The sequence below is a fragment of the Corynebacterium sp. LK2590 genome, from assembly GCF_040946105.1.
In the GTDB taxonomy this organism is placed as follows: Bacteria; Actinomycetota; Actinomycetes; order Mycobacteriales; family Mycobacteriaceae; genus Corynebacterium.
The window spans coordinates 480,917-504,563 of the sequence record NZ_JAYWMH010000001.1; the positions used below are offsets into that span (position 1 = coordinate 480,917).

Consider the following 23,647-nt stretch of genomic DNA (forward strand, 5'->3'; position numbering starts at 1 on the left):
ACCGTCGACTGCCTTAACTATAACAGTACGCGCGTTCTGTTTCCAGCATTTTGACGCTTCGCGGCGAGTCGGATGCGCGTGGGGTGCGAGTTGATGCGTAATGTGGCCCCGTAAACAATCCCACCGGGTCCGGTCTATTCCCAGCTCAACGCACTGTTGGGGAAGGACCTGGGATGCGACAAGGAGACGAGACGATGATTCCGCAAGGGGTAGATGTTCCGGACTTGGCGGAACAGCTGGACCAGGATTCGGTTGCATTTACTAACCCCGTTTTAGCGGGGGACCCGGGTGCGCAGGCGGACGCGCAGGCCTCGTTGCGGGACGGCGACGGGATTGCCGTCGTGGACATCGCGGGCGGTTCGCCGGCCGATTATCGCGACGTCGCCCAGGAGCTGCAGGACGCCACCGGCCTGGATACGGTCATCGTCCAGTCTCCCGGAACTATCTCTGTGGTTAGTGATTCCTTGTCCCGCGCCGAGATTGAATCTGCCCAGGCCGGGGTCCCTACAGGGCTGGTGCAATCCGAGGCCCTCGATGCCTTCTATGCCGGCGTCGACCAGACTCCGTTTAGTTATGTCTCCGCGGCGATGGTTATGGTCGCGGTTCTTGCCGTGGTCGGGGCAATCTGGGCCTTCCGGCGGGCGGTCGGCGGCGTCCAGCGAACCGAACCGGCGCCAGCCTAGGGGTGCGGGTGCCGCCGATGGCGCGCGCAACCGCCGGTGCTTGGCGCCCGCGCTAAGAGCGTAACGCTAGTCAATGTAACGATATGGCCGCTTCTGGACGTGGGGCCCGGGAATAAATCGGGGTCGGCGGGTGTTAGCGGAGGCCGTCTTAAATCGCGGTGGTCAACCTTCTAGGGTTGACCACTTTTTCGATCTGTATGCCGATCGGTGGGTCGCTCGTTACATGATCGCGCAGGAAAAGCGGGAAAGTGACGAAACTCACACGCTTAGTCTCAAGTCGGTAACGGTGCTGGTGACGGCGAAATGTTAAGTTCTGTGACTTTACTTAACTCGTGTGGTTTGTGAGAAACATATGCGAGATGTGGCGTGTGTGCTTTATGGTTTCCATAGCAACTCATGAGGTGAATTGTGGAACATGGTTCACGGAGTGAGGCTTGACTGGAACGTCCAGACGTACGCGGTACGGGCATGTGGGGAAGCACGCCAAGACCGGGCGAAGGGCCGTTGTGGTCGGGGTTCACCCGTTTGCCGCGTCTGACAGTTGGCCCATGGGTTGGAGTTAATGTCCAATCTTTGTATTGCCAACAGGCTAGGAGGAGACAAGCCGTAGGCCTTTACCTTTGTTGTTAAGTGTCGTGCCCATACCGACGGTCTTTCGTTCCGCGATGACCGATTTGCGGGGTGGCTGCTGCGCCCGGAGCTCATGCCGATGGGGAAGTCTGTGCCTGAGTCCGCCCAACAGCCGTTCCCATAGACGGGATGGGTGAGCGCGCTTTTTGCTCACGGTTAAGAACCTGCGGCTTCGGCATACCTTTGTGCGAGGTAGGCCTGTCTCAACACACCTAGCTTGCTGGCCAAGGAGCATATTCGTGGCCACCACATCCAATGTGAACGCGCGGAGTAATTCCGGCCGTTCTTTCAAGTCCCGTTTCCGGGCGGCGTTTTCCGCTGTTGCCTGTACAGCAGCGTTGTCTACCGTCGCCACTTTGACCCCGACCGTTGCCAACGCCGATGAGCCGGGCGACGACCTGAAGCGCCTGACCCGGGAACTGACCCGCGGCAGCAGCTCGATCTCCGACGTCGCCGGCGCCATTGCCGACGTCCAAGGCGAGATCTCTCGCCTGGAAGGCGAAATCGGTCGCTACCGCGAGATCGTCAACCAAGCCCTGGTCGACCTGCAGGACGCGCGCACCGAGGCCCAGCAGGCCCGCGACGGCGCCGCCACCGCCAAGGAAGAGCTCAACGGTGCCCAGGTCGACGTCGAAAAGGCGCAGGAAAAGCTCGACGAGATTTCCCGCTCGGTCTACCGCCGCTCCGGCACCTCGGACGCGGTGACCAACGCCGCCGGCGCCGACGCGCGGGCGGAGAAGCTGGAGCGCCAGAGCTACCTGGCGGACCAGTCCGATAAGCAGCGTGCCGTCGTCGAAGACCTGGAAAAGGTTCGCACGCAGAAGGCCAACAAGGAATCCCAGCTGCGCCTGGCCAAGGAACTGGCCGACCAGCGCGAGGAGCGCGCGACCTCCGCCGAAGAGGACGCCCGTAAGACCCTGGAAGACTCCCTGGCCGAGGTGGAAAAGATCTCCGCCGAGCGCGACGAACTGGCGCACCAGGAAGAAGACGCCCAGGAAGCATTGGATGCGGCCCGCGGTCACTCGCACAGCGCTAACCGCGGCACTGAAGACGCCGACAAGGATGACAACCAGTCTGCTGCTAGCGGCCGCTCGCAGTCCGCGACTGCGACCTCGACGGCCGCCCCACGGGAGGAGTCGACCTCCACTCGCGCGGGCGCTGAAAACAGCACCTCGGCCCAGGCCTCGACCTCGGAGAGCGCCTCCGCATCCGAGTCTTCTGCCTCGACTGAGTCCGCTGGTTCGTCTGAATCCGCGGAGCCGACCGAGGCCCGCGATTCCTCGGCTACCTCCACCAGCGCGGAGAGCGCCGGCGCGGGCAACAACGGCTCGCAGCAGGATGAGCCGACCGTGCAGGGGCTCGAGTCGGCACCGCGTTCCGGTGCCGGCGATGCCGACTCCGGTGACCAGCTGAGCGCACGCGAGAATGGTTCTTCGGCAGAGGACATGGCAGTGCTGTCGAGCGCGGCCATGGCCGTGGCAGAGGGCATTGTGGCCGGTTCTCAGCCGGTGCACTCGCAGCTCGAGGAAGCTACCGCGGACGAGTCCACCGGTAGCCTTCCGGCCCTGCAGGGCGAGGGTCAGGGCGAAGAGGACGCGGACCTGACGAGCCAGCTGGGCGGCGTGCTGGAGGAGCTCGAGACCTCTGACTCGGTGACCGAAGAGGCCAGCGACGCTGTCTCCGACATGGGCCGCGAGGCTCAGATCGAGGCCGTCATCGCGCGAGCCGAGTCCCAGATCGGCGTGCCTTACGCCTGGGGCGGCGGCGACGCCAACGGCCCGACCCAGGGTATCCGCGACGGCGGCGTGGCCGACTCCTTCGGCGACTACAACAAGGTTGGCTTCGACTGCTCTGGCCTGGTGCTCTACGCCTTCGCCGGCGTGGGCATCTCCCTGCCGCACTTCACCGGTTACCAGTACAACCACGGCGAGAAGATCCCGACCTCCGAGATGGAGCGTGGCGACCTGATCTTCTACGGCCCCAACGCCTCGCACCACGTCGCCATCTACTTGGGTGACGGCATGATGCTGGAGGCCCCGCAGTCGGGCCAGAACGTGCAGAAATCTCCGGTGCGTTACGGGGGTATGGCACCGTATGCCGTACGTCTCATCTAGCGTCGCCAAATATTAAGCCACCAACTTTAGTTGGTACTGTCAGGATTATGACTGACGCACAACAGACTAATCTTGGCTATGACGCCCTCCTCGTTCTTTCTTTCGGTGGCCCGGAAGGAAACGAGGAGGTCGTCCCGTTTCTGGAGAACGTCACTCGCGGCCGCGGCATCCCTCGGGAGCGCCTCGTGAAGGTCGGCGAGCACTATTTCCACTTCGATGGTGTCAGCCCGCTCAATGGGCTCAACCGCGAAATCATCGACAATGTCAAGGGCGAGCTCGCCCGCCGTGGCATGGATCTGCCCATCTACTTCGGCAACCGCAACTGGCACCCGTTTGCCAACGAGGCAGCGGAGCAGATGGCCGCCGACGGCGTGCGCCGCGCGCTCGTCTTCGCTACCTCCGCCTGGGGCGGCTACTCCGCCTGCCGGCAGTACGACGAGGACATCGTCGCCATGCGTAAGCACCTGGCGGAGCAGGGTCTGCCCGAGATTGAGTTCACGAAGCTGCGGCAGTTCTACTCCCACCCGAAGTTCATCGGGGAGATGGCCCGCGCGCTCAAGGACGCGTGCGCGGAGATCCCGCAGGACAAGTGGGACAGCACCCGCGTGCTTTTTACCGCCCACTCGGTGCCGAACGCCCACGACGCCGTCGGCGGCGCGGAAGGCGACAAGAACCTCTACTCCCGCCAGGTGGCGGAGGCGGCCCGGCTCATCGCCGAGCAGGCGGGGATTGGCCGCTACGACCTGGTGTGGAACTCCCGCTCCGGCAACCCGGCCACGCCGTGGCTGGAGCCGGACATCGTGGACCACGCCACGGACATCCACAACGACGAGGGCGTGGATGCGATCGTCGTCTGTCCGGTGGGCTTCATCTCCGATCACATGGAGGTCATCTGGGACCTGGACTCGGAGCTGGCCGAGGCTTGCCGCGAGATGGGGGTCGAGATGTCGCGCACCCGGACCGCCGGGCCGACCCCGGCCTTTACCGAGATGATCGTCGATCTCGTCGAAGAGATGACCGCCGGCGCGCCCCGCGAGGACCTAGGCGAGGTCACCACCCAGGGCTGCACCGTCAACGGCGAGCCCTGCGCCCCGGGCTGCTGCGACATCTGGTCGCTGCGTAAATCCAGCTAGCGGGCGAAATCGCTGAGCGCGTAGGCCACCCCGGCCATGCGCGCCTGGCGGATGTGCCGCCACAGGCGCAGCAGCTGGGGATCCAGGCTGTGATCGCCCAGGCGATCCGTGACGGTCTCGATGATGGCCGCCACGCGATCGGCGCGGGCGAAAAGCTTAGCCGCGCGCCCCGGCACGCACGACGGCAGGCCGGGGGTGTCGTAGAAATCCGCGAGCGTGCCGACGGTAAGCCGGGCGTCGGCGGCGTTTATCTTACGCTGCCCGGTGGCCTCGATGAGCTGCGCGGATTCTTCCGTCGCAGCTGAAAGCACAGCGTTCGCCTCGCCGGGGCTGAGCCAGGCCGGCTCGGGCAGGCGCCCGGCCACCTCGTAGGCGAACCACCAGGTCGCCCCGTCGTGAAAGTCGGGGGCTAAGACCAGGTGGCGGTCGGGATCTGCGGTGCGCACGACGATACCGCCGGCCCCGTTCGCCGCCACGTGTTCCGCGGCCTCCGTACCCGCGGGCAGGGCGGGAGGATCCCCGGGGCCGGAGAGAATCAACCGCAGCGCCGGCTCCGGCCGGGAGCCCGGCGACAGCTCGGCGTCGTCTGCGGCGTTGTCGCGGATGAGCCGCAGCAGCTCAATACCGGGCTCGCCGTGGCGGACATAGACCGGCCCGCCAAGCTCCTCGAGGGCCTGCAGCGTCGCATCCGCCGACTCGTGGTGGTAGAGCCAGGCTCCCAACCAGACGGCGGTGTTTTGCAGTGGTAACCACACCTCGGCGCGCATATCCATGACGGGACAGTCTAGTAGATAAGATATTCCGCCATGAGCTTCAACTCCCGAGACCCCTACGGCGGCGATATTTTCGCCGGACACGCGCGCAAGCAGCCGAAGAACTACCCCGAGGTGCCTGCCGAACCCGGGCTCGTGGTGGAGGTCCGCGGGGACGAGCAGGAATTTACCGGGGCGGTCCAAGGCGTGGATAAGACGGTCTTCGGCGAGGTCGTTCGGCTCGCCGACCGCCACGGCAACGAGCGGGTGTTCAACCTAGTCAAAGGCGGCTTCCTCATCGAGGGCAAGCCAGTGACCCTGGTGCGTTACGTGGAAAAGCAAGCCCCGCGCCGCTCGAACTCCGGCTCCCGGCGGGTGGAAAACCTCGAGGCCAAAGTCGCCGCGCCGTCGCGCATTTGGGTCGAAGGCATCCACGACGCCGCGATCGTGGAGAAGGTCTGGGGCCACGACCTGCGCGTCGAGGGCGTGGTCGTCGAATACCTCGAGGGCTTAGACAACCTGCCGGAGCGGCTCGCGGAGTTTCGCCCCGAGCCCGGGCGCCGCATTGGCGTGCTGGCCGACCACCTAGTCCAAGGCAGTAAGGAGAGCCGGCTGACCCGCGCGGTCGGCCCGGACTGCCTGGTCACCGGGCACCCGTACATCGATATCTGGGCCGCGGTAAAACCGGAGCGCCTGGGCCTTAAGAGCTGGCCGGAGGTGCCCTACGGCGAGGACTGGAAGACGGGCATCTGCAAGCGCGTGGGCTGGTCCGATCCGAAGGAAGGTTGGCACCGCGTCTACAGCGCGGTGAACTCTTTCCGCGACCTAGAGCCCAGCCTGATCGGCGCAGTCGAGCGCCTGGTGGATTTCGTGACCACCCCGGAGCTTTCCAAGGAGGACCTGCTCTAGGCCTGGTTGCCGCGCTCCAAAAGGCGGACGGCTAGTTGCCAGCCGGCGCTCTCTGCCGCCCAGCCGGCGGCCTGCAGGCGCTGGGACATGGCCTGCTTGGAGATGCCGAGCTGCTCGGCCGCCTCGTTCTGGTTGTAGCCGGAACGCACCAGGGAGGTGGCCTCGCGCCCCTCGGCGGTGCGCTTATGGAGCACGTAGCCGAGCAGTCCGAAGGCGGCGGCGATGTCGTCCGCCTCCGACTTGCGGGCGCGCACGTCCGTCTTGGCCCGGACCTGGCCGGCGCGGGCGGAGCGCCCCAAGGCCCCGGAGGCCGTCGCGCGTGCCACGGCTTTGTCGGTGGCGCCGGGGCACAGACCGATCCCGACGGCCCAATCGCCGTCGGCCAGCAGCGCCATGACGACCTCGCAGACCGACGAGGGGGAGTCGACCACGGTGCAGATGTCCTCCACGCCGAGGATGGTGAAATCGTCGACGCCGTCGAGGGTGGCGAGCGCCTGGGCGGAACGCTTGACGAGGTCGGCGCGGTGCATGGAGGAACCGCGGTAGCGAGCGTGCACGGCGAGCATAGGGATCCAGCTCCTTCCCGGAAGTGGCCAATAGGGAACTATGGCAAGGTAAAAGCCTTGACCTTTTCTCTTAGTCTACTTCCTGGGCTTGACTTGGTTGAGGTTGGGGTAGCCGGGACTCAACATAGAGGCCGCCCAGCCCGGCGGCTGCGGCAAGGAGGAACGCGGCGAGGATCCAGGGGGAGAGCCCGCTCGTGAGGGCCTCGCCGAAGAAGACACCGATGACCGTCGTGGGGATGGAACCGACCAAAGTCGCGCTGACGAATTGCCAGAACGGGATACTCGTCAGGGCGGCGGTGTAGTTGAGTAGGGAGAAGGGCACGCCCGCCACCATGCGCAGGCTGCAGATGGCCAGCCAGCCGCGGCGGGCCAGTCGGGCGTTAAGTCCGGCCACCGCCGGGTGGGATAACCGCGGGCGCATCCACTCGCCGAAGAGCTTGCGCACGCCCAAGAAGGCGAGCGCGGCCGATACCGTCAGGCAGACCAGCGCCAGGCTAAGCCCTAGCACCGGCCCGAAGAGGATGCCCGCCGCCACGGTCCAGATGGTCCGCGGAAGGGGAAAGAGGGTAAAGACGATATAGGACAGCGCGAAAAGCACTACGAAGAAATCGCCGTACTGCTGCGCGCCGGCCCGCAGGTCGGCCAACTCGGGTACGTCGACATAGCGCGCCGCCACCGCGAGGGCGGCCACGGCCACGAGGATGACCAGCCAACGCCGCCAGCCCAACCCACACAGCGTGCGCACGGCGTCGCGCGCGACCTGGGCCAAGAAGCTGCCGAAGCTGCGCAACCAGCCCCACGCGGAGTTTTCATCGTGCATGCCGGCCACCTTGCTCTATGCCTGTGCTCTCTATCAGTGTTGTGCGAAGTCGACGTGGTGCAGAAAGAAAAATCCCGCGTTCTTGTTCGAAGAACGCGGGAGAGTCATTGTGCCCGGAGGGGGACTTGAACCCCCACGTCCGTTAATAGGACACTAGCACCTCAAGCTAGCGCGTCTGCCATTCCGCCACCCGGGCAGGGTGTTTTCAGCCGTTACCGGCTTCGGCACTCCCAAAACTCTAGCCTGCCGGCGGCGGGCAAACAAATCGCCAGCACAGGGCCGTAAACGCCCGCGTGATTATGGAACCATTGTTAGGGAGTTCCTTTCCTTCCCCGAGTGGGCAAGGGGAGGGCGGCTGCCCTCCGCGGGCGCGGTCCAGGCAACTGGCGGGGCAACTGGCGGCGCAGTTCCACTTTTTGAACTGCGCCAAACTCTGGGGTGCGGTGGGAGGATGAATATGGTGCGCGTTACTGACAGACACGGAATGTGTTTTCCGGTACAAATGGGAGTATGACTTCTTACAACGATTCTCGATTCCCTGGCCCCGATCCTTATGCGCCGCTGCGGGATCTCCCGTCGTTCGCTTTGTCCTCGTCCGACCTCGTCGACGGGGACGAGATCGAAGAGCGCTTCCGCGCGCCGGAGAGCATCTCCCCGCAGCTGGAGTGGTCCAACCTGCCGGAGGGCACCAAGTCCCTGGCCGTGACCTGCTTCGACCCGGATGCCCCAACCGCCGCCGGTTTCTGGCACTGGGCGGCCTTCAACATCCCGGCCGATGTCACCGAGCTGCCCACCAACGCGGGCGCCGCCGAAGACCTCGGCATCGAGGGCGTTATCTCCCTGCGCAATGACTCCGGCAAGCGCACCTACCACGGGCCGCAGCCGCCGGCCGGCCACGCCCCGCACCGCTACCTCTACGCAGTGCACGCCGTGGACACGGAAAAGCTGGACATTGATCCGGACGCCACCCCGACGGTGCTGGGCTTCAACCTGCACTTCCACGCGATTGGCCGCGCCATCCTGTGGGGCTGGTACGAGGAGAAGTAGTCCTCACTGACCCTATGGCCAACAACGACAATCCCGGGGTGACGATCCCGCTGCAGCTGCGAGTGGGCGGAGCCTTTATCGCCGTCGCACTCGTCCTCGTCATCATGACCATCGTCGCGGTACTCACCGAAGGGTGGATGAGCCCCTTCGTGTGGACCCCAGCCCGCGTGGCGCTGGTGGTCGCCGCGCTCATCATCGGCGCCTTCGCCACCATCCGCAAGGACCAGCGCCCCAGCATCACTCAGGTGGTGGCCCTGGGCGGGGCGGTGCTGATTATCATCGCCAGCCGTTTCCTGCCCAGTGCCGAGCTGGCCGTGATGGGCCAGTGGTGGCTGCTCATCTACGCCGGCCTAGCGCTGGTCTGCGCGCTCGTGCTGCGCCGCAGCCTGGCCCCTCGCTCCTAGGAAGTCAGTGCCCAGCACGGGCTGGCGGGCGGCCGGACGCGCTGGCACACTACCTAGAAATGAAAAGCGCCGAAAAGAAGAAGCTAGGGCTGCGAAGGCAGCCCTAGCTTTTGTTTATGTTTCGCTCCTTGTTGGAAGGGATTAGTTCTTCCACGGCAGGCCGGAGCCGACCGCCTCGCTGATGTTGCTCAGGCCGTGGGCGCGGATCTGCTCGGCAATCCCTAGGTGGATGTCGCGGATCCAGTCCGGGCCGCCGTAGATGAAGGGGGTATAACCCTGCAGGAGGCTGGCGCCGGCCGTGATGCGCTCCCAGGCCTGCTGCGGGGTGAAGATGCCGCCGACCGAGACGATGGGCAGCTCGCCGCCCAGGTGCTCGTGGAGCAGGCGCAGGACCTCCAGGGAGCGCGCGGCCACCGGCGCGCCGGAGACGCCGCCGGCGCCCATGTCCTCGACCTCTGCGGCCGGGGTCTTGAGCCCCTCGCGGGAGATGGTGGTGTTGGTGGCGACAATGCCGGCCAGGCCGACCTCGCGGGCCAAGTCGGCGACGGCGAGGACGTCCTCGTCGGACAGGTCCGGGGCGATCTTCACCAAGACCGAGGCCGGGGTTACCTCGGCAACGGCGGTGAGGATGGGGCGCAGCGATTCCACGGCCTGCAGATCGCGCAGGCCCGGGGTGTTCGGAGAGGAGACGTTGACCACCAGGAAATCGGCCAGCGATCCCAGAACTGAGGCCGAACGGCGGTAGTCGTCGACGGCCTGGTCCACCGGGGTGACCTTGGTCTTGCCGATGTTGATGCCAATGACGTCGTCGCTGCGGCGGGCCCGCAGATTGCGGGCTACCTCCTCCGCGCCCTGGTTGTTGAAGCCCATTCGGTTGAGCAGACCCTTGTCCTTGGGCAGGCGGTAGAGCCGGGGAGCCGGGTTACCCGGCTGGGCGGCCGCGGTGACGGTGCCGAGCTCGGCGTAGCCGAAACCAATGGGCCCCCAGGCGTCCGCCGCGGTGGCGTTCTTGTCGAAGCCGGCGGCCAGGCCGAGCGGGCGCGGGAAGTCCACGCCGAAAACGGTCTGACGCAGGACCGGGTCCTTGACCGGCAGGACCTTGTTCAGCCCGCGGTTGACCGGCCACGCGACGTGGAAGCCGTGGAGGGCCGAGCTCATCAGGTGGTGGATGCGCTCGGCATCGATCTGGAACATGGCTTTGAGCGCGGCATCGTAAACCTTGCCCCGGACGGTGCGGAAGATGGTGGGCATGGTGGAAACTCCTTAAATGTCTTTAATGATCTGCAGTCCGTCGCCGGAGGCGGAGGCAATCGCGATGGTTCCGTCGCTGAGCGCGACCATGTGCTGGGCGTTGGCCACGGTGGAGACCTTGGCGCGCTCCTCCGGAACGCCCTTGGAGATCTCGAAGGCTTGCGCCTGGTTGTTGTCGGTCGTGGTCGTCCACGCCAGCTGCCGGGATTCGTCCCAGGCCGTGGCCCACGGCACCCCGTCGGTGTTGCCGTACTGGTGCAGGCGGATGACGTCCTCGGCGTTGTAGATAGCGATCCGCTTGCCCAAGGTGTCGGAAACCACGATGGTGCCGTTCTCACCGACTGAGGCCTGGCCCAGGCCGACGCCGACGCGCAGGCGGCCGCCCGCGCGGGACTGCTCCCAATCCAGTGATTGGATGGTGGAATCCGCGCGCAGGGTACGCACCACGTTGTCCGTGCCGTCCTGGTTCGGTACCGCCAGAAGCTGGTCGGTCGGGTCCTCGACGGCAAAGGAATCGCTGCGCTTTCCGTCCTTGTAGATGGCGACGTCGGAGCCTTGGTTGGAGGCCACGAAAAGCTCGCCGGTGGAGGTCCGGGCGGCGGCGGTGACGGGGAATTCCTCGTCGACCGCGATCTTCTCCGGCTGTGTGGGGCGGGCCGGGTCGAAGGAGAGAACCTCGGTGCCGCAGCCGAGCAGGAACTCGTTGTCGGCGGCCGAAAGCTGGCCGCAATCGGTCGGGATCTCCACCACCGCGGCGGAGCCGTCCTGGAAAGCGGCAGCATCGCCCACGGCCAGGTGATCGGAGCTGCGCACGGCGATGGTCTCGCCGGTGGCGGCCATGTCGGTTACCTCAGCGACCTCGCGGGGGAGCTGGGCGACCTCGCCGTCGGGATCCGCGGCGGCGGGGGATTCAGCCGGGGTGGCGTTGCCGACCGTGGCGGAGTCGTCCGCCTCCTCTTCCGGCGGGGTTTGTTGGCACCCCGCCAGAGCCAGGGCGGAGACTGCGGAGACAGTCATTACTGCGAAACCGGTCTTAGAAGTCACAAACAGTCATCCTAGCAGTGAGACCTCCAAATCCAGCAGTCCCACCAGCCGCCGGAATCGGCCGGGAACGCCACGGGGCAGTGGGGAGGCGGCGCGAGTTAATCAGAACTGTCCGGAAGGTGTGAGCTTGCTTCGAAAGTCAGACTCGCCCGGGGTGGTCCTCGCGTGGGTGGCGGGGGCGTCAGTATGCTGTTCCGGGTGAATAACGTGCAGTACCTCGCCCAAGCAGGCGTAGAACAATCAGATATGTCCTGGTTGCAAGTCATCGTCTTGTCGGTAGTCCAGGGCCTTACCGAGTTCCTCCCCGTCAGCTCCTCGGGGCATTTGCGCATTGTCTCCGAGCTCTTCTGGGGCCAGGACGCTGGCGCCTCCTTCACCGCGGTCATCCAGCTCGGCACCGAGCTGGCCGTCGTGGTCTATTTCGCCAAGCTGATTTGGCAGATCCTGTCCGGCTGGTTCCGTGGCTGGGTCGACAAGGACTCGCGCGGCCAGGACTGGAAGATGGGCTGGATGGTCATCGTCGGTTCCATCCCGATCGGGATTATCGGCTTCTTCGGCAAGGACCTCATCCGGGACGCGCTGCGCAACCTGTGGATCACCGCGGCCATGCTGGTCCTGTTTTCCTTCGTGTTCATCCTGGCCGAAAAGATGGGCAAAAAGACCCGCGGCTTCGACGAGCTGACCATGAAGGACGCCATCATCATGGGCCTGTGCCAGTGCCTGGCTCTCATCCCGGGTGTGTCCCGCTCCGGCGGCACCATCTCCGGCGGCCTCTTCTTAGGGCTTGACCGCGAGGTGGCCACCCGCTTCAGCTTCCTGCTGGCCATCCCGGCGGTGCTGGCCTCCGGCCTGTTCTCGCTGGGCGATGCCTTCGGCCCGACCGTGGGGCAGTCCGCCACCGGCACCCAGCTGCTGGTCGGCACGGGCATCGCTTTCGTCGTCGGCTACGCCGCGATCGCCTGGCTGCTGAAGTTCGTGGCCAACCACTCCTTCTCCTGGTTCGCTGCCTACCGCATCCCGGTCGGCCTCTTTGTCATGGCCCTGCTGGCCTTCGGCGTGCTGCAGCCTTAAGGAGTAGGGCTAACGGCGCAACCGCCCCTGGGTCGTACAGGCCCGGCTGTGGCGTTATGCGCGTCAGCGGGACTCGGCGTTACGATGGTGGGCATGCATACTTGGCCCCAGCCCGAAATTCAGCCCGTCCCGGGCGCTTCTGTTCCCCTGCAGCTTTTTGATTCCGCGGACCGCGCCGTCCGCGAGGTTAAGGTCGACGGCCCGCAGGCGGGTGTGTACGTGTGCGGCATTACCCCGTACGACTCCACGCACCTTGGGCACGCGGCGACCTACGTGACCTTCGACCTGGTCAACCGCATGTTGATGGACAACGGCCACGACGTCCACTACGTGCAGAACATCACCGACGTCGACGACCCGCTCTTTGAACGCGCCGAGCGCGACGGCGTCGACTGGCGCGAGCTGGCCACCTCCCAGATCGATCTCTTCCGCTCCGACATGGAGCTGTTGGAGGTCATCCCACCGCAGGACTACGTCGGCGCCATGGAAGCGGTCGACGAGATTGTCGAGCTGGTCCAGAAGCTGCTCGACCGCGGCGCCGCCTACGTGGTCGACGATCCGGAGTACCCGGACGTCTACGCCTCCATCGAGGCCACGGAGCAGTTCGGCTACGAGTCCAACTACAGCCGCGAAGAGATGGAGAAGTTCTTCGCCGAGCGCGGCGGGGACCCCGACCGCGCCGGCAAGCGCAACCCGCTGGATGCCCTGCTCTGGCGGGCGCACCGCGACGGTGAGCCGGCCTGGGAGTCCCCGTTCGGGCCCGGCCGCCCGGGCTGGCACGTCGAGTGCTCGGCTATCGCGACCAACCGCCTGGGCAAGACTTTCGAGATCCAAGGCGGCGGCAGCGACCTGAAGTTCCCGCACCACGAGTTCTCCGCCGCCCACGCGGAGGCCGGCCTGGGCGTGGACCGCATGGCCGATTTCTACGTCCACACCGGCATGATCGGGCTGGACGGGACCAAGATGTCTAAGTCCCTGGGCAACCTCGTCTTCGTCCACAAGCTGGTGGAACAGGGCGTGGAGCCTTCGGCCATCCGCATCGGCATCTACGCCGGCCACTACCGCAGCGACCGGGACTGGTCGGATGAGGTTCTGGCCGCCGCCCAGCAGCGCCTTTCTCACTGGCGCGAGGCCCTGGAGCACGCCGGCTCCCGCGAGCGGGCCGAGGAACTGGTCCGCGACATCCGCGCCGCCTTGGCCAACGACTTGGATACTCCGCGCGTGCTGGAGGCGCTCGACGAGTGGGCCGCCGGCGAGCGCGGGGAGGACGATCCGGCCGCCCAGCAGCTGGTGACGGTCGCGCTGCGGAGCCTGCTCGGCGTGCGAGCTTAGCGGAATTGAGTAAGAATTAAGCGCATGAGCATTCGCGCAGATTTCCAGCCCACCGTCGACGAGTTCATTGCCAACCTTAATTCTTTCGCCACGGGTGACTACCTGAAGGAAGACGAGAAAGAATTCTGGGACCAGCCCTTCGATCCCGCGGTCCTGCCGGACCTCAAGGAGATTATTGAAGGCTTGCTGGACGACCTGGACGCGGTCCCGGACGATCCGAACGGTGACGTCCTCTCCGCGGTGATCGCCAAGCGTCAGGTGGAGCTGGTCGCCTTCAACAAGGCTAACGACTACGCGGTGCTGGAGCCGGAAGAAAAGGAAGAGCTCGCCGAGCTCATTTACTCCGCCTCCGCCGCGACCGGCGCGGACGACGAGGCCCTGGCGCAGATCCCCGAGCTGGACTAGCCCCCGCCGCCACACCTCGGCGCCATAGCTGGCGCAGCAGCGCGCCCGCGCACCCGGGCGCGAATTTGCCGACCCAAGAAGAAAGTAGTCACGAATTTCTATGCCGCTTCCTAGCGAGTCCCACCTGGACCAAGCCGCAACAACCCCGGGCGTTACCGGCTTCCCGGCCCGCCCCCGGGCCATCTTCTGGGACATGGACGGCACGCTGACCGACTCTGAACCGCTGTGGGCGGAAGCGACGTTCTACCTCTCGGAGACCTTGGGCAAGCGCCTGACCCCGACGGAACGGCTGGCCACGGTCGGCTCCACCTTCGCCACTACGCTGGAGATCTGCGCGGCGAAGGCGGGGGTCACGCTGATCGAAGAGGATTACCCCAAGTACCGGAAGCTGATGTTTTCCAAGGTGCGGGAACTTTTCGCCGGCAACCTGGAGGTCTTTGACGGCGTCCGGGGACTGCTGCGCGAGCTCCACGCGGACGGCATGCCGATGTTGGTGACCACCAACACGGAGCGCTACGTCGCCGACGGGGCCATCGCGGCCATCGGGCCGGAGTTTTTCCACGACACGATCTGCGGCGACGAGGTGCCCACCGGCAAGCCGGCGCCGGATATGTACCTCCAGGCAGCGCGCAGCGTCGGCGCGGATCCGCAGGAGTGCCTGGTCTTCGAGGACTCCACGGCAGGCATGACCGCGGCGGTCGAGGCGGGCTGCCGGGTCATTGGGCTGCCGGAGGACGACCACGTCGCCGTGCCTGACGGTGTGGTGCAGATTTCGCAGCTGCACGGCCACCGCCACCTAGCCCCGGCTGGGGCTGCGGATGTCTACGCGTGGTGGCAGCAGATAACCGCATATCGGGGGTAGAAAAATGGCGCTTGCGACCTACTGGCTAATTTCTATGGAACAATAGATGACGTGAAAACCTTCGATGATTTATTTGCAGAGCTAAAGACCAAGGCCACCGAGCGGGAGGAAGGGTCCGGCACCGTTGCCGCCCTGGACCATGGTGTGCACCACATCGGCAAGAAGGTCATCGAGGAAGCCGGCGAGGTCTGGTTGGCGGCAGAGTACGAATCCGACGAGGAGCTCTCGGAGGAGATCTCGCAGCTGCTGTACTGGACCCAAGTGATGATGCTGGCCCGTGGCCTCGAGCCCAAGGACATCTACAAGTACCTCTAGCGCCCGCGCTGCGCTACCGCTGGCGCATGGCGCCCCCCAGTCCATTCGAGTACACACGAGCAGGGAAGAAAGACACACGCATGATCACTATCGCAGTGCCCAACAAGGGCTCGCTGTCCGAAGCCGCGATGTCCATCTTCGCGGAAGCCGGGTACAAGTCCCGCGGCAACTCCAAGTCGCTCAACGTCGTCGACGAAGCCAACGGGGTGGAGTTCTTCTTCCTCCGCCCGAAAGATATCGCCATCTACGTGGCCAAGGGCGTGCTGGACATCGGCGTGACCGGCCGTGACCTGGCCGCCGACGCCAAGGCTGACGTCCAAGAGATCCTCGACCTCGGTTTCGGCGGGTCGACCTTCCGCTACGCCGGGGTTAAGGGCGAGGGCTGGAGCGTGGACCAGCTGGGCGGCAAGCGCATCGCGACCTCCTACCCGAATCTGGTCCGCAAGGACCTGGCCGAGCGCGGCTTAGAGGCCGAGGTCATTCGCCTGGATGGGGCAGTGGAGGTCTCCATTCGCCTCGGCGTCGCCGACGTCATCGCCGACGTGGTCTCCACCGGCCGCACCCTGCGGGAGCAGGGGCTGGAGCCTTTCGGCGAGCCGCTGATTACCTCCGAGGCCGTGGTCATCCAGCGCAAGGGCGCGACCGTGGGGCGCGAGGAGGAGATCCTCTTGGGACGCCTGCGCGGTATTCTCAACGCCCGCCGCTACCTGATGATCGACTACAACATCGCGGAGGAAAACCTCCCGGCTGCCTCGGAGATCACCCCGGGGCTGACGGGCCCGACGGTGTCTCCGCTGGCGCGCGAGGGCTGGGTCGCGGTGCGCGCGCTGGTGCCTAAGAAGCAGGCGAACCAGCTGATGGATGATCTTTCAGGCCTCGGCGCCGAGGCAATTCTGGGTTCGGAACTCCGCATTGCCCGCATTTAGGGGTACACCTTCGGCGCGAGGATTCTAAAACTCCTTTGCTAGCTACCATGGGGGGTCAAGTATTTGAAGTACTTAAATTCATCCCCGAAAAACGCAAAGGAGCGTCGCCGAGATGGCAAAGAATGCCAAGAAGGATACTAAGAAGCCTTCTGAGGACGTCCAGGACAAGGAAACCACCGCAGCCTCCACCGCTTCCGACTCTGCTAAGTCCGACAAGGAGACCAAGCAGACCGCTGCTAAGTCGAAGAAGTCCCGCATCGAGCAGGACCTCATCGGCGAGATGGAAGTTCCTAACTCCGCCTACTACGGCGTGCACACCATGCGCGCCATGGACAACTTCCAGATCTCGTACGTGACCATCAACTCCATTCCGGAGTTCATCCGCGGCATGGCCCAGGTCAAGAAGGCCGCCGCCATGGCCAACCGCCGTCTGCACACCCTGCCGAAGAAGAAGGCGGAGGCCATCATGTGGGCCTGCGACCAGATTCTGGAAGAGGGCCGCTGCATGGACCAGTTCCCGCTGGACGTCTTCCAGGGCGGCGCTGGCACCTCGGTCAACATGAACACCAACGAGGTCATCGCCAACCTGGCGCTGGAATACCTCGGTGAGGAAAAGGGCGCTTACGACATCATCAACCCGAACGATGATGTCAACATGTCCCAGTCCACCAACGACGCTTACCCGACCGGCTTCCGCCTGGGCCTGTACGCCTCCATCGACCAGCTGATCCAGCGGATGGACGCGCTGCAGAACGCCTTCAGCGTGAAGGCCAACGAGTTCCAGGACATCCTGAAGATGGGCCGCACCCAGCTGCAGGACGCCGTCCCGATGACCCTGGGCGACGAGTTCAAGGCGTTTGCCCACAACCTGCAGGAAGAGCAGGCCGTCCTGCGCGACGCCCAGGCTCGCCTGCTGGAAATCAACATGGGCGCTACCGCCATCGGCACCGGCGTGAACACCCCGGCCGGCTACCGCCACCAGGTCACCGCCGCGCTGTCCGAGGTCACCGGCCTGGAGATGAAGACCGCCCGCGACCTCATCGAGGCCACCTCCGACTGCGGCGCCTACGTGCTGCTGCACTCGGCCATCAAGCGCGCCGCCATGAAGCTGTCCAAGATCTCCAACGACCTGCGCCTGCTGTCCTCCGGCCCGCGCGCTGGCCTGAACGAGATCAACCTGCCGGCCCGCCAGGCCGGTTCCTCCATCATGCCGGGTAAGGTCAACCCGGTTATCCCGGAGGTCGTCAACCAGGTCTGCTTCAAGGTCTTCGGCAACGACATCACCGTCAACATGGCAGCCGAGGCCGGCCAGCTCCAGCTCAACGTCATGGAGCCGGTCATCGGCGAGGCCCTGTTCCAGTCCATCCGCATCATGGGCAACGCCGTGGATACCCTGCGTGAGAAGTGCGTGGAAGGCATCACCGCTAACGCGGACGTCTGCCGCCACTACGTCGAGAGCTCCATCGGTATCGTGACCTACCTGAACCCCTTCATCGGGCACCACAACGGCGACCTCATCGCCAAGGAGTCCCTGGAGACCGGCAAGGGCGTGCGCGACCTGGTCCTGGAGAAGGGCCTGCTGGACGAGGAGACCCTGGACCGCGTGCTGTCCGTGGAAAACCTCATGCACCCGGAATTCCGCGGCAAGCTCTACATGGATGAGAACTAATTCTTAACGCGTAGAGCACGACGCTCGGCATGCCCTCCCGCTGCGGCGGCTGGCTCCCTGAATAGGGGAGTCGGCCCCGCGGCCGGAGGGTTTGTTTTTGCCCTAACGGACGCCAATCCACCGAAGCGGGTGTGGCAATCAACACAACCGAGCATTTCAATTGGGATGAATCACCCCGGCGGGGCACAATAGTAACGTAGTGATAATTTTTTACAACGTTTGGAGACCTCCATGGTTGTTATCCATATCTTGATTGTCCTCGCGGCAATCTTCCTGGGCGCCCGGCTGGGCTCCATCGCCATTGGTTTCGCCGGCGGCTTGGGCGTGTTGGCCTTGGGCCTGACCGGAGTGCCGGTCACTCGCGAAGACATTCCCTTCGATGTCATCGGCATCATCATGTGCGTCATCGCCGCCATTGCCGCCATGCAGCGCGCCGGCGGCATGGACTACCTCGTCCACCTGGCCGAGCGCCTGCTGCGCAAAAATCCCCGTCAGATCACCTATTTCGCCCCGGTCGTCACTTGGCTGATGACGGTGCTCGCCGGAACCGGCCACACTGCGTTTTCGACCATGCCCGTCATCGTGGAGGTCGCCAAGGAGGGCGGCGTGCGTCCGTCGCGCCCGCTTTCGATTGCGGTCGTCGCCTCCCAGATGGCTATCTGTGCCTCGCCGATTTCCGCAGCCGTCGTGCTGATGGCGTCCCTCCTGGAGCCCGCCGGCGTGGGCTACCTGCAGGTGCTGGCCGTCCTTATCCCGGCGACCTTCCTGTCCATTTTCCCGGCGGCCTGGCTGGCCAACAAGATGGGCAAGGAGCTGGCCGTCGATCCGGTCTACCTCGAGCGCAAGGCTGCCGGCCGCGTTAAGGAGCCCATCGGGGCCTCCTCGTTTACCCCGGCACCGGGCGCGAAGCTGTCGGTCCTCATCTTCCTGGTCGCCATCGTCATCGTGATGCTCTGGGCCACCATCACCTCGGAGCAGGTCGGCCTGATTGCAGAACCGACCCTGCCGCGTAACGAGGCCATCATGGCCGTCATGCTGACTGCTGCCACGGCCATCGTCATGGCCACCAAGATCCCGGCCGGCGATGTCCTGAGCACGCAGGTCTTCAAGTCCGGCATGTCGGCGTGTGTCTGCGTGCTGGGCGTGGCCTGGCTGGGCACCACCCTCATCAACCACTACATCGAGGACATCCAGGCCCTGGCCGGCGACGTCATCCAGGCCACCCCGTGGCTGCTGGCCGTCGTGCTCTTCCTGGCCGCCGCACTGTTGTACTCCCAGGCCGCTACCACCAAGGCCCTCATGCCGGCCGCCCTGGCGCTGGGCGTTAGCCCGCTGACCGCGCTGGCCGCGTTCCCGGCGGTTTCCGCCTTGTTCGTCCTGCCGACCTACCCGACGCTGCTGGCGGCGGTGGAGATGGACGACACCGGCTCGACCCGAATCGGCAAGGCAGTGTTCAACCACCCGTTCCTGGTCCCGGGTGTGGTCAGCATCGTGCTGTCCATCGTGCTTTGCTACGCCATCGGGGCAGTGGTGGTCTAGCACCGCCCGGGGAGGGCATCCCCAGCTTTCTCGTCACCTCGGCGCCGCAGTACAACAGCGGTTCCGGGGTGATTTTCCTATCGCTTTGGGTCTATGGATGAAACTGGCCACTCAGGCGCGCCAGCTCGGTACGATAGGGACCATGACTACTCAGCCATCCGATGTTGAAATCGCTCAGTCCCACCAGTTGCAGCCCATCGCCGATATCGCGGAGAAGGCCGGCCTGCCCGCCGACGCCCTCATCCCGTACGGCACCACCAAGGCCAAGGTCGATATCACCAAGCTGGACCACTCCCGCGAGCACGGCAAGCTCGTGCTGGTTACCGGCGTGTCCCCGACGCCGGCCGGCGAGGGCAAGTCCACCGTGCTGATCGGCCTGACCGACGCCATCGCCAAGCTGGGCAAGAAGGCCATCGTGGCCCTGCGCGAGCCCTCCCAGGGCCCAGTCATGGGCATCAAGGGCGGCGCCGCCGGCGGCGGCTACTCCCAGATCGTGCCGATGGAGGACATCAACCTGCACTTCACCGGCGACCTGCACGCCATCGCCGCGGCGACCAACACCCTGGCCGCCATCATCGACAACCACATCCACCAGGGCAACCAGCTGAACATCGACCCGCGGCGGGTGACCTGGCAGCGCTGCCTGGACGTCAACGACCGCGCCCTGCGCGGCGTCGTCACCGGTCTGGGCGGCCCGGCCCACGGCGTGCCGGCGGAGACCGGCTTTACCATCACGGCCGCCTCCGAGATCATGGCCATCCTCGGCCTGGCCACCAGCCTGGAGGACCTGAAGAAGCGCTTGGGCGATATCACCGTGGGCTACACCTACGACCAGGCCCCGGTCACCGCCCGCGACCTCGAGGCCGAGGGGGCGCTTACCGCGCTGATGCGCGATGCCCTCAACCCGAACCTGGTCCAGACCCTGGGCGGGACCCCCGCGTTCGTGCACGGCGGCCCCTTCGCCAACATCGCGCACGGCTGCAACACCCTGCTGGCCACGCAGACCGCCCTGGAGTACGGCGAGGTCGTGCTCAGTGAGGCCGGCTTCGGCGCCGACCTGGGCGGCGAGAAGTTCGTGGACATCAAGTCCCGCTTCGGCGAGCTGAACGTGGACGCCGCCGTGGTGGTGGCCACCATCCGCTCCCAGAAGTACAACGGCGGCGTGGCCAAGGACGAGCTGACCAACGAAAACGTCGAGGCCCTCGAAAAGGGCGTGGTGAACCTGCAGCGCCACGTTGAAAATGTGCGCAAGTTCGGCGTCACCCCGGTGGTCGCGCTCAACCTCTTCCCGTCGGATACCCAGGCCGAGCGCGACTTCATGCGCGACTGGGCCGATAAGGTCGGCGTGCAGCTGGCCGAGGTCGAGGTCTTCACCAAGGGCGGCGACGGCGCCCTCGAGCTGGGCCAGATCGTCCTGGACAACCTGGGCGGCAACTCCGCGCCGCTGTACGACCCGGCGGAGGGCATCGAGGCTTCCATCGAGAAGATCGCCACGGAGATCTACCGCGCGGACAAAGTCGAGTACGGTTCCAAGGCGCTGAAGGACCTGAAGTACCTGAAGGACAACGGCTGGGACACGCTCCCGGTGGTCATCTCTAAGACCCAGTACTCCTTCTCGGACGACGCCCAGGCCCTGGGCGCCCCGGAAGGACACACGCTGCACGTGCGCGAGCTGCTGCCGCGAACCGGCGCGGGCTTCGTGGTCGCCCTGACCGGCAACGTCATGACCATGCCGGGCCTGCCGAAGAAGCCGGCGGCCAACAACATCGACGTGGACGCCGACGGCCTCATCTCCGGCCTTTTCTAGGCTTTACATAGCTTAAGGATCGCGAAACCCCGCGGCCCGAACTTTCGAGTTTCGGGCCTGCGGGGTTTTACGCGTTGCGCAGGGCTTTCCGCCGGTAGGGCCGCAGGCCGATCCGGGGCAGAATAACGGGCGCGGCGGCAGGCCGGCTAGCTGGTGGGGGCGGCATCGGCCGCCGAGCCGGGCCAGCCCGGGTAGGCCGGGGGAGTGCCGCCGAAGGCCGGGCACAGGTCCTGGAAGGAACACCAGCCGCATAGCTTAGAGGTCTTCGGGTGGAAGGTGCCGGCCTTGCCGTCGCCTTCGATGCGCGCCCATAACTCGCCGAGATCGCGCTCGAAGTACTCGAGTTCCTCGCGGCTGGGGGTCAAGAACATCGAGTCGATGACCTTGAGGTACATCAGGCGCAGCTGGGTGGGGATGGTGCCCAGCAGGCGCCAGTAGACCAGTGCGTAGAAGCGCATCTGGAACTGCGCCGAGTGGCTGAACCTGGGCGCCGGCTTCTTGCCGGTCTTGTAGTCGACCACGCGGACTTCACCGGTCGGGGCGACGTCGACGCGGTCGATGAACCCGCGCACGGGCACGCCGTTGGGCAGGACCGTGTTGACGTACATCTCGACTTCTTGGCAGTCGAAGCCCTGCGGGTTTTCCATCTCGAAATAGCCCTTGACCAGCGCGCGGGCCTGGACGAAGAAATCGAGGGTCTGTTTTTCGGGCACCAGCTCGTCCAGCTCGGCGTCCCCGGCGCGCATCTTCTCCCAGGCCGGCTTGATCATCTTCACCGCGGCCGGATAGGTACGCTGCTCGCGCGGCAGCTCGTGCATCTCCTCTAGGACGGCGTGGACCAGGGTGCCCTTGACCTGTGCCAAGGTCTTGGGCTCCGGGAGGCGGTCGATCGCGCGGAAACGGTAGAGGAGGGGGCACTGCTGGTAGTCGGAGGCGCGGGAGGGCGATAGCGCCAGGGGCCGCGGCTTGCGCGGCTGGGCCGGGGTAGCGGGCTGGGAAGATTCAGTCATGGTGTTTTTACCCTATCGCGCGCGCGGACGTGGCAAGGTAGAGGGTATGACTAGCACGCAGGATTTCCTCGACTTTATTGACGCTTCCCCGAGTTCCTACCACGCCGCGGCCAACGTGGAGCGCGAGCTGGTGGCAGCCGGTTTCCAACGCCAACGCGAGGAGGACGCCTGGGACGTGAGCCCCGGCGGCCACGTGGTGGTCCGCGGCGGCGCCGTGATGGCCTATATCGTCCCGCCCCGGTTGGCCGAGGGCGCGGGCGAGAAGTTGCGGGGCTTTCGGATCGTCGGTTCCCACACCGATTCGCCGGGGTTCACGGTCAAGCCCGAGCCGGATTTCCAGCATGCCGGCTGGGACCAGATCGGGGTGGAGGTCTACGGCGGGCCCATCCTGCACTCTTGGTTCGACCGGGAGCTGACCCTGGCCGGCCAGGTGACCCTGCGGGACCGGGCCACGCACCTGGTCAACACCGGCCCCATCCTGCGGATCCCGAACCTGGCCATCCACATGGTGCGCAAGGACGAGTTCACCCCGGACCGCCAGTTCCACCTGCAGCCGGTCTGGCAGCTCAGTGACGGGGGCAAGTACGCCTCGCTGGGCGAGTACGTCGCCGAGCAGCTGGGGGTGCAGGCCGCGGACATCGCCGCGTTCAACCTGATTACTGCCGCCGCGCAGCCGGCCGGACTGTTCGGCCCGGCCGAAGAGTTCATCGCCGCCGGCCGGATGGACAATCTGAGCTCCGTGCACGCCAGCCTGGAGGCCTTCAAGGCCGCGGCCCAGGGCTACGACGGCCCAGACGTGCTGGTGATGGCTGCCTTCGACCACGAGGAGGTCGGCTCCAACTCGCGCTACGGCGCGGCCGGCCCCATCCTGGCCGATATCCTGCAGCGCACTGCCGTCGGCCTGGGCGCCAGCGGCGACGATCTCTTCCGCGTCTTCGCCCAGTCGCACTGCGTGTCGGCGGACGCGGCGCACTCGGTGCACCCCAACTACGCGCAGAAGCACGATCCGCACCACCAGCCGCTCATCGGCCACGGCCCGGTGACCAAGATCAACGGCAAGCAGCGCTACGCCTCCGACTCCGAATCCATCACCCGTTGGGAGAACGCCTGCCGGCGCGCGGGAGTGCCCTTCCAGCGCTTCGTGGCTAACAACGATGTTCCCTGCGGCAGCACCATCGGGCCGATTACCGCCACCCGCTTAGGTATCGAGACCGTGGACATCGGCGTGCCCATGCTGTCGATGCACTCGGCGCGCGAGATGGTCGGGGTTTCTGACCAGGCCGCCCTGTCCGGCGCCCTGCTGGAATACCTGGTCGGCTAAAATAGCCGGGTTGACTGGTCCCCGCTGCACAACGGGC

At 65.6% G+C, this 23,647-nt stretch carries 22 protein-coding genes and 1 tRNA gene; 16 read left to right on the plus strand and 7 right to left on the minus strand.

The window, feature by feature from the left end:
- Window positions 1-194 precede the first annotated feature (194 nt).
- The 3 genes from VVR85_RS02235 to VVR85_RS02245 all read left to right on the plus strand — a co-directional run bounded on the left by VVR85_RS02235 (window position 195) and on the right by VVR85_RS02245 (window position 4,560).
- Entirely contained in the window at window positions 195-683 is a 489-nt protein-coding gene (locus tag VVR85_RS02235) for a DUF6676 family protein (protein WP_368519323.1), read from the plus strand.
- An 869-nt stretch (window positions 684-1,552) separates the two neighbouring features.
- Window positions 1,553-3,427, plus strand: a complete 1,875-nt coding sequence (locus VVR85_RS02240) for a DIP1281 family NlpC/P60 protein (RefSeq protein WP_368526513.1) — start codon at window positions 1,553-1,555, stop codon at window positions 3,425-3,427.
- A gap of 47 nt (window positions 3,428-3,474) precedes the next feature.
- Complete coding sequence (locus VVR85_RS02245; protein ID WP_368519324.1) at window positions 3,475-4,560, plus strand: ferrochelatase; 1,086 nt, start codon at window positions 3,475-3,477, stop codon at window positions 4,558-4,560.
- Here VVR85_RS02245 and VVR85_RS02250 read toward each other — a convergent pair.
- Window positions 4,557-5,333, minus strand: a complete 777-nt coding sequence (locus tag VVR85_RS02250; protein ID WP_368519325.1) for a hypothetical protein — start codon at window positions 5,331-5,333, stop codon at window positions 4,557-4,559. The two genes, VVR85_RS02245 and VVR85_RS02250, sit on opposite strands and share 4 nt — an antisense overlap.
- 33 nt (window positions 5,334-5,366) lie before the next feature.
- Between VVR85_RS02250 and VVR85_RS02255 the strand changes: the two genes are divergently transcribed.
- Entirely contained in the window at window positions 5,367-6,221 is an 855-nt protein-coding gene (locus VVR85_RS02255; RefSeq protein WP_368519326.1) for a DUF3097 domain-containing protein, read from the plus strand.
- Here the strand turns inward: VVR85_RS02255 and VVR85_RS02260 are convergent.
- From VVR85_RS02260 to VVR85_RS02270, 3 genes are all read right to left on the minus strand, one after another.
- A complete protein-coding gene (locus tag VVR85_RS02260; protein WP_368519327.1) occupies window positions 6,218-6,787 on the minus strand; it encodes a MarR family transcriptional regulator in 570 nt (189 codons plus the stop codon). The genes VVR85_RS02255 and VVR85_RS02260 overlap by 4 nt on opposite strands.
- 70 nt (window positions 6,788-6,857) lie before the next feature.
- Window positions 6,858-7,607: a TVP38/TMEM64 family protein gene (locus VVR85_RS02265; protein WP_368519328.1), complete on the minus strand. Its 750-nt coding sequence runs from the start codon at window positions 7,605-7,607 to the stop codon at window positions 6,858-6,860.
- Window positions 7,608-7,717: 110 nt separating this feature from the next.
- Window positions 7,718-7,803, minus strand: a tRNA-Leu gene (locus VVR85_RS02270).
- A gap of 314 nt (window positions 7,804-8,117) precedes the next feature.
- Here VVR85_RS02270 and VVR85_RS02275 point away from each other — a divergent pair.
- Window positions 8,118-8,654, plus strand: coding sequence for a YbhB/YbcL family Raf kinase inhibitor-like protein (locus VVR85_RS02275; RefSeq protein WP_368519329.1), 537 nt, complete (start codon window positions 8,118-8,120; stop codon window positions 8,652-8,654).
- A 14-nt stretch (window positions 8,655-8,668) separates the two neighbouring features.
- A complete protein-coding gene (locus tag VVR85_RS02280) occupies window positions 8,669-9,058 on the plus strand; it encodes a hypothetical protein (protein ID WP_368519330.1) in 390 nt (129 codons plus the stop codon).
- Between the two features lie 141 nt (window positions 9,059-9,199).
- Here VVR85_RS02280 and VVR85_RS02285 read toward each other — a convergent pair whose 3' ends face one another.
- Both VVR85_RS02285 and VVR85_RS02290 read right to left on the minus strand, forming a co-directional pair.
- Window positions 9,200-10,309 carry a quinone-dependent dihydroorotate dehydrogenase gene (locus tag VVR85_RS02285; RefSeq protein WP_368519331.1) on the minus strand — a complete coding sequence of 370 codons (1,110 nt, stop codon included), beginning with the start codon at window positions 10,307-10,309 and terminating at the stop codon, window positions 9,200-9,202.
- Between the two features lie 12 nt (window positions 10,310-10,321).
- Complete coding sequence (locus tag VVR85_RS02290) at window positions 10,322-11,353, minus strand: hypothetical protein (protein WP_368519332.1); 1,032 nt, start codon at window positions 11,351-11,353, stop codon at window positions 10,322-10,324.
- Window positions 11,354-11,599: 246 nt separating this feature from the next.
- Here VVR85_RS02290 and VVR85_RS02295 point away from each other — a divergent pair, with 246 nt between their 5' ends.
- The 9 genes from VVR85_RS02295 to VVR85_RS02335 all read left to right on the plus strand — a co-directional run bounded on the left by VVR85_RS02295 (window position 11,600) and on the right by VVR85_RS02335 (window position 21,279).
- A complete protein-coding gene (locus tag VVR85_RS02295; protein ID WP_368519333.1) occupies window positions 11,600-12,424 on the plus strand; it encodes an undecaprenyl-diphosphate phosphatase in 825 nt (274 codons plus the stop codon).
- A gap of 93 nt (window positions 12,425-12,517) precedes the next feature.
- Complete coding sequence (gene mshC / locus VVR85_RS02300; protein WP_368519334.1) at window positions 12,518-13,756, plus strand: cysteine--1-D-myo-inosityl 2-amino-2-deoxy-alpha-D-glucopyranoside ligase; 1,239 nt, start codon at window positions 12,518-12,520, stop codon at window positions 13,754-13,756.
- Window positions 13,757-13,780: 24 nt separating this feature from the next.
- The gene (locus VVR85_RS02305) at window positions 13,781-14,161 is read left to right on the plus strand and encodes a hypothetical protein (RefSeq protein ID WP_368519335.1); all 381 of its coding nucleotides are present in this window, start codon (window positions 13,781-13,783) and stop codon (window positions 14,159-14,161) included.
- Between the two features lie 100 nt (window positions 14,162-14,261).
- The gene (locus VVR85_RS02310) at window positions 14,262-15,023 is read left to right on the plus strand and encodes an HAD family hydrolase (protein WP_368519336.1); all 762 of its coding nucleotides are present in this window, start codon (window positions 14,262-14,264) and stop codon (window positions 15,021-15,023) included.
- A gap of 51 nt (window positions 15,024-15,074) precedes the next feature.
- Window positions 15,075-15,338 carry a phosphoribosyl-ATP diphosphatase gene (locus VVR85_RS02315; RefSeq protein WP_368519337.1) on the plus strand — a complete coding sequence of 88 codons (264 nt, stop codon included), beginning with the start codon at window positions 15,075-15,077 and terminating at the stop codon, window positions 15,336-15,338.
- An 80-nt stretch (window positions 15,339-15,418) separates the two neighbouring features.
- Complete coding sequence (gene hisG / locus VVR85_RS02320) at window positions 15,419-16,264, plus strand: ATP phosphoribosyltransferase (protein ID WP_368519338.1); 846 nt, start codon at window positions 15,419-15,421, stop codon at window positions 16,262-16,264.
- Window positions 16,265-16,376: 112 nt separating this feature from the next.
- Window positions 16,377-17,933: an aspartate ammonia-lyase gene (aspA, locus tag VVR85_RS02325; RefSeq protein WP_368519339.1), complete on the plus strand. Its 1,557-nt coding sequence runs from the start codon at window positions 16,377-16,379 to the stop codon at window positions 17,931-17,933.
- A 231-nt stretch (window positions 17,934-18,164) separates the two neighbouring features.
- A complete protein-coding gene (locus VVR85_RS02330) occupies window positions 18,165-19,472 on the plus strand; it encodes an anaerobic C4-dicarboxylate transporter (protein ID WP_368519340.1) in 1,308 nt (435 codons plus the stop codon).
- A gap of 142 nt (window positions 19,473-19,614) precedes the next feature.
- On the plus strand, window positions 19,615-21,279 hold the full coding sequence (locus tag VVR85_RS02335; RefSeq protein ID WP_368519341.1) for a formate--tetrahydrofolate ligase: 1,665 nt from the start codon (window positions 19,615-19,617) through the stop codon (window positions 21,277-21,279).
- Window positions 21,280-21,425: 146 nt separating this feature from the next.
- Here VVR85_RS02335 and VVR85_RS02340 read toward each other — a convergent pair whose 3' ends face one another.
- The gene (locus VVR85_RS02340) at window positions 21,426-22,289 is read right to left on the minus strand and encodes a RecB family exonuclease (RefSeq protein ID WP_368519342.1); all 864 of its coding nucleotides are present in this window, start codon (window positions 22,287-22,289) and stop codon (window positions 21,426-21,428) included.
- A gap of 46 nt (window positions 22,290-22,335) precedes the next feature.
- On the opposite strand from VVR85_RS02340, the gene VVR85_RS02345 reads away from it, so the two are divergent.
- Window positions 22,336-23,610 (plus strand): M18 family aminopeptidase, encoded by a 1,275-nt coding sequence (locus VVR85_RS02345; protein ID WP_368519343.1) that lies wholly within the window; start codon window positions 22,336-22,338, stop codon window positions 23,608-23,610.
- The last annotated feature ends 37 nt before the right edge of the window (window positions 23,611-23,647 follow it).